The organism is Streptomyces sp. NBC_00385 (assembly GCF_035917155.1).
Classification (GTDB): Bacteria; Actinomycetota; Actinomycetes; order Streptomycetales; family Streptomycetaceae; genus Streptomyces; species Streptomyces poriferorum.
In genome coordinates, this window is sequence record NZ_CP107951.1 from 4,128,978 (window position 1) to 4,144,199 (window position 15,222).

Annotated in this window: 13 protein-coding genes; 5 read left to right on the forward strand and 8 right to left on the reverse strand. The window is 72.3% G+C overall.

Going from position 1 to position 15,222, the window contains the following annotated elements; genetic code table 11:
* The first annotated feature begins 46 nt into the window (after positions 1-46).
* From OG959_RS18320 to OG959_RS18330, 3 genes are read left to right on the forward strand one after another with little or no spacing between them, the layout of a single operon-like run.
* Positions 47-865 (forward strand): YceI family protein, encoded by an 819-nt coding sequence (locus OG959_RS18320; protein ID WP_326659768.1) that lies wholly within the window; start codon positions 47-49, stop codon positions 863-865.
* A gap of 25 nt (positions 866-890) precedes the next feature.
* A complete protein-coding gene (locus OG959_RS18325; protein ID WP_326659770.1) occupies positions 891-1,361 on the forward strand; it encodes a PPOX class F420-dependent oxidoreductase in 471 nt (156 codons plus the stop codon).
* Positions 1,362-1,366: 5 nt separating this feature from the next.
* Positions 1,367-2,293: an NAD(P)-dependent oxidoreductase gene (locus OG959_RS18330; RefSeq protein ID WP_326659772.1), complete on the forward strand. Its 927-nt coding sequence runs from the start codon at positions 1,367-1,369 to the stop codon at positions 2,291-2,293.
* Here OG959_RS18330 and OG959_RS18335 read toward each other — a convergent pair.
* Positions 2,287-3,084, reverse strand: a complete 798-nt coding sequence (locus OG959_RS18335; RefSeq protein ID WP_326659774.1) for a TetR/AcrR family transcriptional regulator — start codon at positions 3,082-3,084, stop codon at positions 2,287-2,289. The two genes, OG959_RS18330 and OG959_RS18335, sit on opposite strands and share 7 nt — an antisense overlap.
* 128 nt (positions 3,085-3,212) lie before the next feature.
* Complete coding sequence (locus tag OG959_RS18340) at positions 3,213-4,751, reverse strand: MFS transporter (protein ID WP_326659775.1); 1,539 nt, start codon at positions 4,749-4,751, stop codon at positions 3,213-3,215.
* Positions 4,752-4,913: 162 nt separating this feature from the next.
* Between OG959_RS18340 and OG959_RS18345 the strand changes: the two genes are divergently transcribed.
* Positions 4,914-5,777 carry an endonuclease/exonuclease/phosphatase family protein gene (locus OG959_RS18345; protein ID WP_326659777.1) on the forward strand — a complete coding sequence of 288 codons (864 nt, stop codon included), beginning with the start codon at positions 4,914-4,916 and terminating at the stop codon, positions 5,775-5,777.
* A 19-nt stretch (positions 5,778-5,796) separates the two neighbouring features.
* On the opposite strand, the gene OG959_RS18350 is transcribed toward OG959_RS18345, so the two are convergent.
* From OG959_RS18350 to OG959_RS18375, 6 genes are all read right to left on the reverse strand, one after another.
* Positions 5,797-7,992, reverse strand: a complete 2,196-nt coding sequence (locus OG959_RS18350) for a glycosyltransferase family 39 protein (RefSeq protein ID WP_326659779.1) — start codon at positions 7,990-7,992, stop codon at positions 5,797-5,799.
* Positions 7,989-9,347 (reverse strand): bifunctional glycosyltransferase family 2/GtrA family protein, encoded by a 1,359-nt coding sequence (locus tag OG959_RS18355; RefSeq protein ID WP_326659781.1) that lies wholly within the window; start codon positions 9,345-9,347, stop codon positions 7,989-7,991. Before OG959_RS18355 ends, OG959_RS18350 begins: the two co-directional genes overlap by 4 nt.
* A 26-nt stretch (positions 9,348-9,373) precedes the next feature.
* Positions 9,374-10,900, reverse strand: coding sequence for a HAMP domain-containing sensor histidine kinase (locus tag OG959_RS18360; protein WP_326666465.1), 1,527 nt, complete (start codon positions 10,898-10,900; stop codon positions 9,374-9,376).
* A 64-nt stretch (positions 10,901-10,964) separates the two neighbouring features.
* Positions 10,965-11,705 carry a response regulator transcription factor gene (locus tag OG959_RS18365; RefSeq protein ID WP_306070916.1) on the reverse strand — a complete coding sequence of 247 codons (741 nt, stop codon included), beginning with the start codon at positions 11,703-11,705 and terminating at the stop codon, positions 10,965-10,967.
* Positions 11,706-11,802: 97 nt separating this feature from the next.
* Complete coding sequence (locus OG959_RS18370; RefSeq protein WP_326659786.1) at positions 11,803-12,723, reverse strand: amidohydrolase family protein; 921 nt, start codon at positions 12,721-12,723, stop codon at positions 11,803-11,805.
* A gap of 35 nt (positions 12,724-12,758) precedes the next feature.
* Positions 12,759-13,649, reverse strand: coding sequence for a DUF2797 domain-containing protein (locus OG959_RS18375; RefSeq protein ID WP_326659788.1), 891 nt, complete (start codon positions 13,647-13,649; stop codon positions 12,759-12,761).
* 136 nt (positions 13,650-13,785) lie between these two features.
* Between OG959_RS18375 and OG959_RS18380 the strand changes: the two genes are divergently transcribed.
* Positions 13,786-15,186 carry an FAD-binding oxidoreductase gene (locus OG959_RS18380; RefSeq protein WP_326659789.1) on the forward strand — a complete coding sequence of 467 codons (1,401 nt, stop codon included), beginning with the start codon at positions 13,786-13,788 and terminating at the stop codon, positions 15,184-15,186.
* Positions 15,187-15,222: the final 36 nt, after the last annotated feature.

Consider the following 15,222-nt stretch of genomic DNA (forward strand, 5'->3'; position numbering starts at 1 on the left):
CCCGTTCCTCGAAGGGGCGGGGCATTGAGCAAGGAGAGAAAACGGGATGGGACTTCGCGCACAGGTACGCACGCGGGACGGCTGGGCCGTCCAGCACGCGGTCGTGACGGTCACCGACATGACCGGGACGCAGGTGCTGCGCGCCGCCGCCGACGAGGACGGGGCGGTGCGCACCGAAGCACCGCTGTCCGCCGGCGCGTACACCGTGATCGTGACGGCGGTCGGGTACGCCCCCGCCGCCTCCACCGCCCTCGTCACGGCGAGCGGCCGGGTCGAGGCCGGCACGGTGGTACTGGCCCGCCAGGGCGGCGTGGAGCTGCCGCCGCCGGGCGCCTGGTCGCTGGATCCGGCGCACTCCTCGGTGGGCGCGGTCGCGCAGCACCTGGGGATCTCCAGCGTGCACGGCCGGTTCACCGACTTCGGCGGCCGGATCGAGATCGCCGAGGACGTCCAGCAGTCCCGCGTGGACGCGGTCATCAACGCGGCCAGCATCGACACCGGCAACGGCATGCGGGACAAGCACCTGCGCTCGCCCGACTTCCTGGACACCGAGCGCTTCCCGGAGATCACCTACCGCTCCACCGGGCTGACTCCGGCCGGCCCCGACCGCTGGACGGTGCACGGCGAACTCTCGCTGCACGGCGTGGACCGCCCGGTCGACCTGGACCTGAGCTACCTCGGCACCGGCCCGGACCCGTGGGGCGGCGTCCGTGCGGCGTTCAGCGCCACCGCGGAGCTGCGCCGCGAGGACTTCGCGATGAACTACAACCAGGTCCTCCAGGCGGGCATCTCGGCGATCGGCACCACACTGCGGATCGAACTCGACATCCAGGCGGTGCAGGGCGACTCCCTGCCCGCCGTCTGATCCCGGCAGTCGTAGGGTCGGTTCCATGGCATCCAACATCGCGACCAACACCGCCGTGGAACTCGACGACTTGCTGGAGTTCGTACGGCCCCGGCACCGGGCGATCCTGCTGACCACCCGGTCCGACGGCCGTCCCCAGGGCTCCCCGCTCACCTGCGGCGTCGACGACGCGGGCCGGATCGTCGTCTCGACGTACCCCGAACGGGCCAAGACCCGCAACGCGAGGCGGGACGAGCGCGTGAGCGTGATCGTCCTGTCGGACGAGTGGAACGGGCCCTGGGTACAGATCGACGGTTCGGCCGAGGTGATCGACTCACCCGACTCGGTCGAACCCCTCGTCGAGTACTTCCGGAACATCTCGGGGGAGCATCCCGACTGGGACGAGTACCGGGCGGCGATGGTGAAGCAGGGCAAGTCGATCATCAGGATCACCCCCGAGCGGTGGAGCCCCGTCGCCACCGGCGGCTTCCCGGCCCACCTGGCCACGGGCAGCTGACCGCGGTGACGCTTCCGCCCCCCGGACTGCTCGCCCGGGCCCGGCTGCTGGCCGGTCCCGAGGTGGGCGACGTCGTGGCCGAGGCCCTGGAGCGGACCACCGGGCGCACGGTCGAGCGCGGCGGTCCGGCCGGCGGCGGCCCCTATGTGTACGTGGGGGCCGCGCTGCCCGACGCGCTGCGCGGGGACGGTCTGCTGTGGTTCCACAGCGTGAACGCCGGCACGGACGCCCTGCTGGGCGCCGGGCCGTGGCCGGGCGGGGCGCTGCTCACCCGGACGGTGGGCCGGATGGGGGACCGGATCGCGCAGTACGTGCTGGGCTGGGTGCTGGCGGAGTGCCAGTCGGTCCCGGAGTTCGCCGCGCAGCACGCCCGGGCCGAGTGGCGCCGCATCCCCTCGGAACTCGCGGCCGGGCAGACGGCCGTGGTGCACGGCACCGGCCGGATCGGCTCGGCCGTCGCCGGGCTGCTGCGGTCGTGCGGCATCCGGACCGTGGGCGTGGTCCGCACCCCGCGCACCGTCCCGCCGGGCTTCGACGCGGTGGCCGTGGCGGACGAACCGGTGGCCGCCCGCTGGGTGGTGGCCGCGCTGCCGCTGACGGACGCGACGGCCGGGTACTTCGGGGCGGCCCGGTTCGCGGCCATGGGCGGGGCCACGTTCCTCAACGTGGGGCGGGGCGCGACCGTGGACCTGGCGGCGCTGGAGGCGGCGCTGCACGCGGGTTCGGTGGGGCGCGCGGTACTGGACGTGCTGCCCGACGAGCCGGCCGCACCCGGCGACGCCTGCTGGCGGCTGCCCCGTACGGTGGTCACCTCGCACTCCGCGGGCATCACGGCGGACGACGACATCGTCACGGACTTCGCCGCCTGCCTGCGGGAACTGACGGCGGGACGGATCCCCGCCCTCGCCGTGGACACGGCCCGCGGTTACTGACGGGGCCGGGTCTCCTCCGCGTCCGGGGCCGGCTCCCGCTCGCGCATCGCGTCGATCCCGGCGATCAGCAGGTCGAGCGCGAACGCGAAGTCCCGCTCGTGCATGTCGTGCACGGTGTCGGCCCCCCGCGCCGCGATGAGGTCCTGCGAGTCCTCCACGATCGGGCCCAGGTGCGGCTGGCCCTGGATGGCCGCCATCGCCTGCTGGAAGTACTCGTCCTGGGTCAGCCCCGCCTCGGCGCTGCGCTGGGCGAACTGGCCCTCGACGGTCCCGAATCCGTACACGAACTGGAAGACCGCGGAGAGCGCACCGGTCTGCCGCCCCAGGGGGAGGCCGGTCGCCCGGATCACGTCCTGGATCGCGTACGACATGAGCATCGCGTGCGGGCCCACGTTGAGGAACTTCCCGACGAGCGGGGAGACCCAGGCGTGCCGGACCAGCAGGGCCCGGTAGGACGTCGCCAGCGCGCGCAGCCGGGTCTCCCAGGGCGCGTCCTCCTGCGGCGGGTCGATCTCGCTGTAGACCGAGTCGAGGGCCAGTTCCAGGAGGTCGTCCTTGGTGTCGACGTACCAGTAGAGGGACATCGCCGTGACGTTCAGGTCGGCGGCGAGCCGGCGCATGGAGAACTTCGCGAGGCCCTCGGCGTCCAGCAGCCGGAGCGTCGCCGCGGTGATCCGGTCGCGGTCGAGCCCGGCGGGCTGGTCGGACTTCCGGGCGCGCGACGGTGGCCGGTGGTTCAGCCACACGCTGGTCCGGGCAGGGTCCTTCGCACGGTCGGCCGCGGACACCATGGCGCACTCCCTCGTCTCGCCGGCGGGACACACCGGGCGCGTACCGTCTGCCCCGGAAGCGGAGCAGTACGGTCCGGTAGGCCCCCGTCCGATGCTATGCCGCTGCCGCGGCCGGGTGGGACCGACCGTCACATGGCGGCGGCGTCCCCCAGCTGACGGTCGGTCCGGGCCCGGTCCGATTCTCCCCGCTCCGCCCGGCGCAGCAGTACCGCGGCCAGCAGCCCGCCGGCCAGCACCGCCACCGCCCCGACCAGCATGCTGGTCTCCAGGCCCGAGGAGAACGCGTCCGTGATCCGCTGCCGCTCCGCGTCACCACTCGCGGCGGCCAGGGCGGCGGGCAGCGAGGCCGCGCCGACGGCCGACGGGACGAGCGCCGCGAACCGGGAGTTCAGGACCGCGCCGAGCACCGCGACCCCGAGGCCGTTGCCGCATTCGGCGAGGGTGCCGTTTACCCCGGCGCCGACACCGGCCTTCTCGGGCGGGATCGCACTCATGATCGCGTTGGCCATGGCGGGCATGGCGAGCGCGATGCCCGCGCCCATCACGAGCAGGCCGAGCAGCGTTCCCGCGTAGCCGTCCCCGCCCAGCAGCGCGATCGCGCCCAGTCCGGCGGCGAGCAGCGCCATACCGGAGGCGATGGTGACGGGCGTGCCGAGCTTGGGCACCAGCCGTGCGCCGAGACCGGTGAGGTTGAGCGCGACGACGCTCAGCGCCAGCGGGGCCGTACGCAGACCGGCCTCCAGCGGCCCGTAGCCGAGGACGAACTGGAGCTGCTGGGTGAGCAGGAAGAGCGAGCCGCCCATCCCGAACGCGACCAGGATCGCGCCCGCGACCGCTCCGATGAACCTCTGGTTGCGGAAGAAGTGCATGTCCAGCATCGGGTACGGGATGTGCAGCTCCCACAGCACGAACCCGGTGAGGACGGCGACCCCGACGAAGGCGGTCAGCAGCACCTGGCCGGACGTCCAGCCGTGTCCGGGGCCGGAGATGATCGCGTACACGACCGCCGCCATGCCGATGGTGGAGAGGACGGCGCCGAGGAGGTCGGGGCGCTCGCCGCTCGGGTTCTTCGACTCGGGGACCAGCCGCGCCACGGCCACCAGGCCGATCACCGCGACCGGGATGTTGATCAGGAAGATCGCGCCCCACCAGAAGTGGTCGAGCATGACCCCGCCGATCAGGGGCCCCACGGCGAAGCCGAGGGAGCTGACGGTCGACCAGATGCCGATCGCCTTCACACGCTCGGTCTCGTCGAAGATCTGGACGACGACGGCGAGGGTCGTGGTCATCAGCAGCGCCCCGCCGATGCCCATGCCGGCCCGGGCGGCGATCAGTTGCGCGGACGACTGGGCGAGCCCGGCCACCAGTGAGCCGATACCGAACAGGGCGAGTCCGGCGATCAGCATCTTCTTGCGGCCGTAGCGGTCGGCGGAGCTGCCCGCGGTCAGCAGCAGCCCCGACTGGACGAGCGAGTAGGCGTTGATCATCCACTGCACATCGGCGGTGGAGGCGTCCAGCTCCCGGGTGAGGGAGGGGATCGCGACGTTGAGGACGGTGTTGTCCAGCAGCACGGTGAGCTGGGCGAGGCAGATGACGCCGAGGATCAGCCAGCGCTGCGGATGGCTCGGCGCCGAAAGGCGGTTCGACTCGGCGGAGGTCGCCGTCATACGGACTCCAAGCGGTTCGGTACGGGCTCGCAAGCGGCGCGATCAAGGTCTTATACGGTGTACAGGAACGAGATGTACACCGTATAGCTGTGCAGGGGACACATACAACCGACTTTCCCGCGATACGTTTCCGGTCGCTGATCCGACAAGGGCTGGAGTGGTATGTCACTGCGTCGTCGCACGGTGGAAGTCCTGCTGACCGCAGGCCTGTTGGGGACGGTGCTCGCGCCTCCCGCGGCAGCCGCGGGGCACGGCCGGGGGCAGCTGGTGCCCCTGCGCGTGGCCACGTACAACATCCATGCGGGGTCCGGCATGGACAACGTCTTCGATGTCGACCGGCAGGTGGCCGAGCTCCGCTCGCTGGACGCGGATGTGATCGGGCTCCAGGAGGTCGACGTCCACTGGGGCGACCGCAGTCAGGGGCGGGACCTGGCGGCCGAACTGGCCGAACGGCTGGACATGCACGTGTCGTTCGCCCCGATCTACAGCTTCGACCCGGAGGCTGCGGGCGCCCCCCGACGCGAGTTCGGCGTCGCGGTGCTGTCCCGGTACCGGATCGTGAGCGCCGAGAACCACGCCATCACCCGGCTCTCCACCCAGGACCCGAACCCGGTCCCGGCGCTCGCGCCCGGCTTCGGCGAGGTCGTGGTGCGGGTGAAGGGCGTCCCCGTGCACGTGTACGCGACGCACCTCGACTACCGCGGCGACCCGTCCGTCCGGATCGCCCAGGTGGCCGACACCCGCCGGATCATGGCCGAGGACCAGGAGTCGGAGCGGCGGCCGGTGCACCAGATCCTGCTCGGCGACTTCAACGCGGCCCCGGCCGCTCCCGAGCTGGCCCCCCTGTGGGAGACGCTCACCGACGCGGAGCCCGGCGGCCCGACATACCCGGCGCTGGATCCGGTGCAGCGCATCGACTACGTGGCGGTCTCCAAGGACACCGTGCGGGTACGCGACGCGGCGGTGGCCGAGACACTCGCCTCGGACCACCGCCCCGTTGTCGCAGACCTGTTGCTGCGGCGCTGAGCCTCCTGAGTACCAGCCCTCAGCTGCTCGTGTGCCGGGTCAGGTCGTAGAAGGTGGCGCTGCCGGCGGTGACCTTCTTGAAGCTCTTCTCCACCCAGGTGGAGATCTGCGACGAGGTGCCGCTGCTGCCGCCCATGCCGCCACCGCCGCCCGTGCCGCTGGAGATGAAGTAGTGGATCCGGCCGTCCTCGACGTACTTCTTGAACTGGGAGAGCGTCGGGGACGGGTCGCTTCCGTTGAAGCCGCCGATCGCCATCACCGGGTCGCCGGTGGCGAGCTGGTAACTGGCGGCGTTCTGCGAGCCGATGGCCGCCGCGGCCCAGGTGAAGTCGTCCGCGTTCGCCGCCAGGAGCTTCTTCGCCGCGGCGTCGACGGTCGCGCCGTTGAGCAGACCGCCCATGCCGCCACCGCCACCGCCCCGGGTGCCTTCGCCCATGCCGGGCATGGCTCCGGGCTGCTGCCCGTTCTGCCCCGCGCCGGGGCCGCCCTGGTTCTGCCCCTGCCCCTGGCCCTGTGTCTGGCCCTGTGTCTGGCCCTGGCCGGGCGGGGTGCCGGTCGGGGGCTGGCCCATGCCGCCGCCCTGCCGGTTGCCCTGCGTGCCGCCCTGCTGGGTGCCCTGCCCGGGCGGCTGCATCCCGCCACCACCGCCGCCGGGACCACGGCCACCGCCACCGCCGCCGGGACCGCCACCCATCCCGCCGGAGGACGGGCCCGCCGTGACGATGGAGCCCTGGTGTCCGGTGTTCAGCGTGCTCACGGTGTACGAGACCGGTCCCGCCAGTGACGCGACAAAACCCAGACCTACGGCGGCGAGCGCCAGTTGACGCCCCAGCCGGGACACGAGCAGGAGCCCCAGCGCGCCGGTGATCCCGGCGACGAGCACCGTCGGCCGCAGCCACGGCTGGTAGTCCGGGGTACGCCCCAGCAGCACGTACGACCAGTACGCCGTCACGCCCACGGTGACCGCGAGCGCGGCGCCCGCCCACCAGCGGGACCGCTCCTCCCACAGGACCGTGGCGCCCATGCCGATCAGCGCCGCGAGGTAGGGGGCCAGGGCCACCGTGTAGTACTGGTGGAAGATGCCGGCCATGAAGCTGAACACGGCCGCGGTCATCAGCAGCGAGCTGCCCCAGGCCAGGAAGGCCGCCCGGGCCGTGTCCGTCCTCTTCGCCCGCCAGGTCAGCCAGACACCGGCGACCAGGAGGATGAGTGCGGCGGGCAGCAGCCAGGAGATCTGGCTGCCGATCTCGGAGTTGAACATCCGGCCGATGCCGGTCTCGCCCCACTGACCGCCGCCACCGGCGCCGCCCCCGCCACCGCCGACACTGCCGGTCTCCTCGCCGTTGATCCGGCCGAGCCCGTTGTAGCCGAAGGTCAGCTCCAGGAACGAGTTGTTCTGCGAGCCGCCGATGTACGGGCGTGAGGAGGCGGGCCACAGTTCGACGATCGCGACCCACCAGCCGCCGGCGACGACCATCGCCAGCGCCGAGAGTCCCAGCTGGCCGAACCTCCTGCGTACCGAGACCGGAGCGAACACCGCGTACAACACGGCCAGCGGCGGCAGGATCAGGAACGCCTGGAGGGTCTTGGACAGGAACGCCAGACCGACCGCGACGCCCGCCCAGACCAGCCACTTGGTGCGGCCGTTCTCCATCGCGCGCAGCACGCAGTAGACGGTGACGGTCATCAGCAGCGCGAGGAGCGCGTCCGGGTTGTTGAACCGGAACATCAGCGCGGCGACGGGCGTGAGCGCGAACACCACCATGGTGATCAGCCCGGCCGCTGCGCTGAACCTGCGGCGCACGGAGGCGTAGAGCACCCCGGCCGTCGCCGCGGCCATCAGCACCTGCGGGGCCAGGATCGCCCAGGAGCTCAGGCCGAAGATCCGCACCGACAGCGCCATCGGCCAGAGCGTGGCCGGGGGCTTGTCGACGGTGATGGCGTTGGCCGAGTCCAGCGAACCGAAGAAGAAGGCCTTCCAGCTCTGGCTGCCGGCCTGCACGGCCGCGGAGTAGAAGGAGTTGGCGTAGCCGGAGGAACTGAGGTTCCACAGGTAGGCCAGCGTGATGACCAGCAGCATGGCCAGGAAGGCCGGGCGCGCCCAGCGGGGGTCCTCGGGCCGGCCGCGCCACACGCGGTGCGGCATCGAGGGGCCGGGGAGTGCGTGGCCCGCCGCGCCCTGGGGCGGCGCCGGGAGATGGTCGAGCGTGGTCATCGGACGTTCCTCAGTTCGTGGTGGGTGTCGTCGGCCGGGACCGCGGCCGGACGGGACGCCGGGGCGTCCACCGGTACCGCGGCCGTGCGGGACGCGTCACCGCTCCGGTCGCGGTCCGGGAAGACCCAGGCGCGGAAGAGCAGGAACCGCAGCACCGTCGCCGCGAGGTTGGCCGCGATCAGCACGGCGAGTTCGGTGCCGTGGGAGGGGGAGCCGGAGGCCGCGCCCAGCGCGGCGAGCGAACCGCTGGTCAGCACCAGGCCGATGGCGAAGACCACCAGGCCCTGCGCCTGGTGGCGGACGGCTCCGCCCCGGCCGCGTACGCCGAAGGTGAGCCTCCGGTTCGCCGCGGTGTTGGCGACGGCGGACACGAGCAGCGCGCCGCCGTTGGCGATCTGCGGGCCGACGCCCTGACGGAAGAGCGAGTACAGGACCAGGTACACGAGCGTCGAGAGGGCTCCCACGGCGCAGAACCCGACCAGCTGCCGGGCCAGCCCGCGCGGCACCCCGCCGATCCCGCGGTCGCGCGGGTCGTCGCCGAAGGGCCGCGCCAGCCGGTCCAGCGGCAGCGCGCCGACGGCCAGCGCACGCCCCACCCGCCACACGCCCTTCAGGTCCTCGGTGGCGGTCCGCACGATGTGGACCGTCGAGTCCGGGTCGTCGACCCAGTCGACCGGCACCTCGTGGATGCGCAGCCCGGCCCGCTCGGCCAGCACCAGCATCTCGGTGTCGAAGAACCAGCCGGTGTCCTCGACCATCGGCAGCAGCCGCTGCGCGACCTCGCGCCGGATCGCCTTGAACCCGCACTGGGCGTCGCTGAACCGGGCGGCCAGCGAGGACCGCAGGATGATGTTGTAGGCCCGCGAGATGAACTCCCGCTTCGTCCCCCGCACCACCCGCGAACTGCGGGCGAGCCGCGAGCCGATGGCCAGGTCGGAGTGACCGGAGATCAGCGGGGCGACCAGCGGGAGCAGCGCGTTGAGGTCGGTGGACAGGTCCACGTCCATGTAGGCGAGGACCGGGGCGTCCGAGTGCGACCAGACGGTACGCAGCGCCCTCCCCCGGCCCTTCTCCTCCAGCCGGTACGAACGCACCCCCGGCAGCGTGCGGGCCAGCCGCTGCGCCACCTCGGGCGTCCGGTCGGTGCTCGCGTTGTCCGCGACGGTGATCCGGAAGGCGTAGGGGAAGGTACGTGCCAGATGGTCGTGCAGCCGCAGCACGCACGGCTCCAGGTCCTTCTCCTCGTTGTAGACGGGTACCACCACATCGAGTACGGGGGCACCTGCCGCATCGCCCGCGCCGGCCAGGAGGTGGTCCCGGGCCGGCAAGGTGCTCCAAGGAGTGTCGGTTCGCATGACATCGACACTCGCCAACCCCGCTGTCACACCCGTGTGCTGAGCCTGTGGTCCTGCTGTGAGGTGGAAGGACCGCTTTTGTACGTGTCTTCCGGGTGCCCGGGATCCGCCGGCAGATGGACGGCGAACACCGTGTCCCCCGGTACCGAACGCACCTCGACGACTCCGCCGTGCGCGACGACGACGGCCTGCACGATGGCGAGCCCGAGCCCCGTCGAACCGGCGTGCCGGGACCGCGAGGCGTCCCCGCGCGCGAACCGCTCGAAGACGTGCGGCAGCAGTTCCGGGGGGACGCCGGGCCCGTTGTCCCGGACCTCCAGGGTCACCCAGGGGTTCCCGGCCTCCGCGAGCACCCGGGCCGTGACCGTGGTCCCGGGCGGGGTGTGCGTACGGGCGTTGGCCAGCAGGTTGACCAGGACCTGCTGGATCCGGGTCGGGTCGGCGCATACGGTCGCGGGCGCCTCGGGAAGGTCCAGCCGCCAGTGATGGGCGGGGCCGGCCCCGTCCCCGGATGCGGCCCGGCCGGTGACACGCGCGTCGCTCACCGCGTCTATGACGAGCGGGGAGAGATCGGTGCTCTCACAGCTGAGCGGGCGCCCCGCGTCCAGCCGGGCGAGCAGCAGCAGGTCCTCCACCATGCCCGTCATGCGCTGCGCCTCGGACTCGATCCGCCCGAGCGCGTGCCGGGTGTCGGGGCCGGTGTTCTCCCGTCCGCGCCGCGTGAGTTCGGCGTACCCGCGGATCGAGGCCAGGGGGGTGCGGAGCTCGTGGCTGGCGTCGGCGACGAACTGGCGTACCCGCATCTCGCTCTTCTGCCGCGCGTCCAGGGCCGAACCGACGTGCTCCAGCATCCGGTTGAGGGCCGCGCCGACCTGCCCGACCTCGGTCCGCGGGTCGGCCTCGGCGTCCGGGACCCTTTCGAACAGGGTGACCTCGCCGCTGTGCAAAGGGAGTTCGGAGACGCGCGTCGCGGTGGCGGCCACCCGGCGCAGCGGCCGCAGGGCGACCCCGACCATGGCGGCTCCGGCGATTCCGGCGGCGATCAGTCCGGCCCCGGTGACGCAGACCTCGACGAGGATCAGCGTGTTGAGGGCTCCGCTCACCTCCGAGGTCGGGATGCCGACCAGGACGGTCGTGCCGTCGCTCGCGGGGGCCGCGGCCTGCACCCGGTAGCCGCCCAGTCCGGGCAGCTCGACGTCGTGCGCCTTGCCGTTCGCGGGGACATGGGCCGCCTCCAGCGCGCCTTGCTGCGCGCCGGTCAGCGGTTCGGTGTTCTCCGAGGCGTCGAAGCCGCCGCCCGTGGCGACCGCCGAGTCGGTGACCTCGCCGTCCGCGGTGAGCGCGCCGAACGTCTTGAGGGGCTGGCCGCCGCCCATGCCGATGAAGCCGAGCGGATCCTTGTCCTTGGGGCCGCCGGGCTCGGGCGTACCCGGCATGCGGGCGGCCCGGATGCTGATGTCCCGCAGCTGGCCGTCCAGCTTGCCGTACATGTAGGTGTGGAACGCGATGGCGGTGACGGTCCCGATCACGGCCGCGACGACCGCGATCAGCATCACCGAGGACACGGCGAGCCGGGTCCGCAGCGTCCACGGCCCCTTGCCGAGCCGTTTCACGCGGCTACTCACCGGGCTTGATGAGATACCCGGCCCCGCGCCGGGTGTGGATCATCGGCGTCCGGCCGGCGTCGATCTTCTTGCGCAGGTACGAGATGTAGAGCTCGACGACGTTGGCCTGTCCGCCGAAGTCGTAGTTCCAGACCCGGTCCAGGATCTGCGCCTTGCTCAGCACCCGGCGCGGATTGCGCATCAGGAAGCGCAGCAGCTCGAACTCGGTCGCGGTGAGGTGGATGTTCGCGCCGCCCCGGCTCACCTCGTGGCTGTCCTCGTCCAGCATCAGGTCGCCGACGACGAGCGTCGACTCGCTGCGTACCGCCGCCGTGCCGGACCGCCGGATCAGGCCGCGCAGCCGGGCGACGACCTCCTCCAGGCTGAACGGCTTGGTGACGTAGTCGTCCCCGCCGGCCGTGAGCCCGGCGATCCGGTCCTCCACGGAGTCCCGCGCGGTCAGGAAAAGCACGGGCACCTCGGACAGCTCCCGGCGCAGCCGGCCGAGGACGGCGAGCCCGTCCATGTCGGGCAGCATCACGTCGAGGATCACCGCGTCGGGCCGGAACTCCCGGGCCGTACGCAGCGCGCCGGCGCCGTCGCCCGCGCTGCGGACCTCCCAGCCCTCGTAGCGAAGCGCCATGGAGAGCAGCTCGGCCAGCGGGGCCTCGTCGTCCACGACCAGCACCCGGACGGGGGTCCGGTCCGGCCTGAGCAGTTCGGTACGCCCCTGGGGCGAGGTCGTCGTCGTCATGCCTCAACCTTGTGAGACGCCCCTGAGAGAGTTCTTTCCCGATTCTGTGAATTCCCTGAGAACCTGAGAAAGGGTGCGGGGTGGCCGGCCCCCGGTTTCAGCAGTCGAACAGCGCCTTCGCGTTGTCGTGGCAGACCGCACGCAGCCAGTCGTCCCCGAGCCCCAGCCGCTCCAGGGCGTGCAGCTGGTGGGCGTACGGATACGGGATGTTCGGGAAGTCCGTCCCCAGTAGGATCCGGTCCCCGAGCGCCGCGAGCCGCCCGCGCTCCGCCACCGGGAACGGGAGGAAGTCCTCGGTGAAGTCGGTGAACGCCATCGTCGTGTCGAGCCGCACCTCCGGGTACGTCTCCGCGAGCGTCAGGAACTCCGTGTACTCCGGCATCCCCATGTGCGCCACGACGAGCGGCAGCCGGGGGTGCCGGGCGAGCAGCCGGCCGATCGGTTCCGGCCCGGTGTGCGTGCCGGGCGCCGGCCCGGACCCGCAGTGCATCACGACGGGCACCCCGGCCTCGGCGAGCAGCCCCCAGACCGGCTCCAGCAGTGGATCGTTCGGGTCGTACGAACCGACCTGGACGTGCGACTTGAAGACCCGCGCCCCCGCCTCGACGGCCTCCGCCACGTACTTCTCGACGCCCTCCTCGGGGAAGAAGGTCGCGGTGTGCAGACAGTCGGGCACCCGGGCCGCGAAGTCGGCCGCCCAGCCGTTCAGCCAGGCCGCCATGCCCGCCTTGTGCGGGTAGATCATCGAGGTGAACCGGAGCACGCCGAACGAACGCAGCAGCGCCAGCCGCTCGTCCTCGTCGTGGCGGTAGGCGATCGGCCAGTCCATCCCGGTCAGCGGCCCGACCGCGTCGAAGTACGCCCAGACCTTGCGCAGCACCTGTTCCGGCATGAAGTGCGTATGGACATCGATGATCCCGGGCAGCCCGAGCCGCTCCCGGAACCGCACCACGTCGTCCCGCTCGGCGCGTTCATCGCGCGGGACACGTTCCTCACGCCCGGCACACTCGCCACTCATACGGCGCTCCCCTCGTTCGATCGCTCCCGACGGTCTCAGAACAGCCCGGTCTGCAACGCGCCGCCCCCGACCACCACGGTCGGCACACCGACCCCGGCCCCTTCACCGGCCGCCGCCAGTGCCCAGCCGGTCATCAGCCGGGTGTCCACGACGACGACCCCGTCCCCGCCCGCGTCCAGCTGCAGATCCGGCCCGGCCGCCGCGACGAGCCGCCCGGCGACCGTACCCCCGTCCACCAGCCCGGTCACCGCCCGCACGGGTCCGGCCGGCCCGTCCGCCCTCCCGATCCCGAAGATCCCCGCGTGATCGACCGCCTCGAACGGCAGCCGCTCCAGCGCCTCGGGCCAGCCGCGCCCGTCGAGCGCCGCCGCACGTCCGTACAGCTCCGCCACCTCGGCGACCCGCGCGTCAGGGTCCGGAAGGTCCGCCCGCACCGCCCGCTTGCGCGCGTACGGAATCCGGTCCGGCACCCCGAGCGCGGCCCGCAGCACCTCCTCGGCCCGCCGCGCCGCCATCAGCGGCCCCCGACCCAGCCAGCTGAAGACCACCGCCCCCTGCTCCCGCAGCCGGGCCGCGCCCCGCTCCTCGGCGGTGATCCCGACCTTGACCATCCCGGCCCCGAACCAGGCCAGGTACACGCGGTACGTCCGCGGATCATCGGGAATCGTGTCGGCGGCCACGGAGTGCGCCCGGTCCAGCCGCCCGCACTCGGCACAGCGCGCACCGGTACTGCGCTCCGGAACCGGGGCCGCCATCGGGCAGGCGTTGCCCCGCGCACCGATACAGGTCCGCACCCCCGCCGCCCGGAACCCGAGCTCCGTCCCGTACGCCAGCACGCTCCCCCGCGTCTGCCGGCCCCTGCACCACCCGAGGACGGGTGCGCCCTGCGCGTCGGGCCAGCGGAGGCCGGTGCACTGCCATCCCATGGGCGAACTCCCGGACTCCTGGACGTGGATACGGACGGACGAACCCGCAATGCTCCCACACATGGCCAGTTGATGTGATCTGCGTCACACTGGAAGGTGGTGGATTCGATCCCAGGTTCTTCAGAGGTGTTCGACCATGACCAGCATCGACGGCACTGCTCTCGACAGCTTGCGCACCGCCTTGAGAGGACCTGTCATCGCGCCGGGTGACGCCGAGTACGACGGGACCCGCGCCCTCTACAACGCCATGATCGACCGGCGCCCCGCCGCCCTCGCCCGGTGCGTGGACGTCGCGGACGTGCGGACCACCCTGGCCTTCGCCCAGGACGAGGGCCTCGACCTGGCCGTACGCGGCGGCGGTCACAGCGGCCCGGGGCTGTGTCTGGTCGAGGACGGACTGACCCTCGACCTCTCCCCGATGCGCTGGGTGCGCGTCGATCCCGGGGCCGGAACGGCGCAGGTGGGCGGGGGCAGCCAGTTGGGCGATCTGGACCACGCCACACACACCTTCGGTCTCGGCGTACCGGCAGGCATCATGTCGACGACGGGCGTCGGCGGCCTCACGCTGGGCGGCGGGCACGGGTATCTGACCCGCGCCTACGGCCTCACGGTCGACAGCCTGATCGGCGCGGACGTCGTCCTGGCCGACGGGACCTTCGTCACCGCCTCGGAGACCGAGCACCCGGACCTGTTCTGGGCGCTGCGCGGCGGCGGCGGCAACTTCGGCGTGGTCACCTCGTTCACGTACCGGCTGCACCCGGTGAACACGGTCGGCGTCGGGGTGACCGTGTGGCCGGTCGACCGGACGGCCGAGGTGCTGCGCTGGTACCGCGACTTCCTTCCCGCCGCACCGGACGACCTGTACGGCTTCTTCGCCCTGCTGACCGTCCCGCCGGCACCGCCCTTCCCTGAGCCGATCCACGGACAGAAGATGTGCGGCGTCGTCTGGTGCTACACGGGCGACCCGGCGTCCGGCCGCCTGGAGGAGACCCTCTCCGCGGTCAACGACCCGGCCGCGCCCGCCTTCCACTTCACCAGCCCCATGCCGTACCCAGCCCTCCAGAGCATGTTCGACGGCCTGCTCCCCAAGGGACTCCAGTGGTACTGGCGCGGTGACTTCTTCGACGCCATCTCCGACGCGGCGATCGAGGTGCACGCGAAGTACGGCCGCGACCTGCCCACCGGCCTGTCGACCATGCACCTGTACCCGGTGGACGGAGCCGCCCACCGCGTCGCCCCCGACGCGACCCCGTGGGCCTACCGGGACGCCACGTGGTCCGGCGTCATCGCGGGCATCGACCCCGACACCGCGAACGCCGGCCTCATCCGTCAGTGGTGCGTCGACTACTGGACCGAGCTGCACCCGCACTCGATGGGCGGCGCGTACGTCAACTTCCTCGGCGAGTCCGAGGAGCCGGACCGCGTCCGGTCCACGTACCGCGGCACGTACGACCGCCTGGCCGCCGCCAAGCACACGTACGACCCGGACAACTTCTTCCGCGCCAACCAGAACATCGCGCCGTCCGCGGCAGCGTGAAACACCCTGCGGACCACACCACTTCGGCCGGGCGGG

Excerpts from the sequence above, each read along its gene's own strand:
- OG959_RS18320 (WP_326659768.1), top strand. The coding sequence starts at position 47 with ATGGGACTTCGCGCACAGGTACGCACGCGGGACGGCTGGGCCGTCCAG.
- OG959_RS18325 (WP_326659770.1), top strand. The coding sequence starts at position 891 with ATGGCATCCAACATCGCGACCAACACCGCCGTGGAACTCGACGACTTG.
- OG959_RS18335 (WP_326659774.1), bottom strand. The coding sequence starts at position 3,084 with ATGGTGTCCGCGGCCGACCGTGCGAAGGACCCTGCCCGGACCAGCGTG.
- OG959_RS18340 (WP_326659775.1), bottom strand. The coding sequence starts at position 4,751 with ATGACGGCGACCTCCGCCGAGTCGAACCGCCTTTCGGCGCCGAGCCAT.
- OG959_RS18345 (WP_326659777.1), top strand. The coding sequence starts at position 4,914 with ATGTCACTGCGTCGTCGCACGGTGGAAGTCCTGCTGACCGCAGGCCTG.
- OG959_RS18350 (WP_326659779.1), bottom strand. The coding sequence starts at position 7,992 with ATGACCACGCTCGACCATCTCCCGGCGCCGCCCCAGGGCGCGGCGGGC.
- OG959_RS18355 (WP_326659781.1), bottom strand. The coding sequence starts at position 9,347 with ATGCGAACCGACACTCCTTGGAGCACCTTGCCGGCCCGGGACCACCTC.
- OG959_RS18360 (WP_326666465.1), bottom strand. The coding sequence starts at position 10,900 with ATGCTGATCGCGGTCGTCGCGGCCGTGATCGGGACCGTCACCGCCATC.
- OG959_RS18365 (WP_306070916.1), bottom strand. The coding sequence starts at position 11,705 with ATGACGACGACGACCTCGCCCCAGGGGCGTACCGAACTGCTCAGGCCG.
- OG959_RS18370 (WP_326659786.1), bottom strand. The coding sequence starts at position 12,723 with ATGAGTGGCGAGTGTGCCGGGCGTGAGGAACGTGTCCCGCGCGATGAA.
- OG959_RS18375 (WP_326659788.1), bottom strand. The coding sequence starts at position 13,649 with ATGGGATGGCAGTGCACCGGCCTCCGCTGGCCCGACGCGCAGGGCGCA.
- OG959_RS18380 (WP_326659789.1), top strand. The coding sequence starts at position 13,786 with ATGACCAGCATCGACGGCACTGCTCTCGACAGCTTGCGCACCGCCTTG.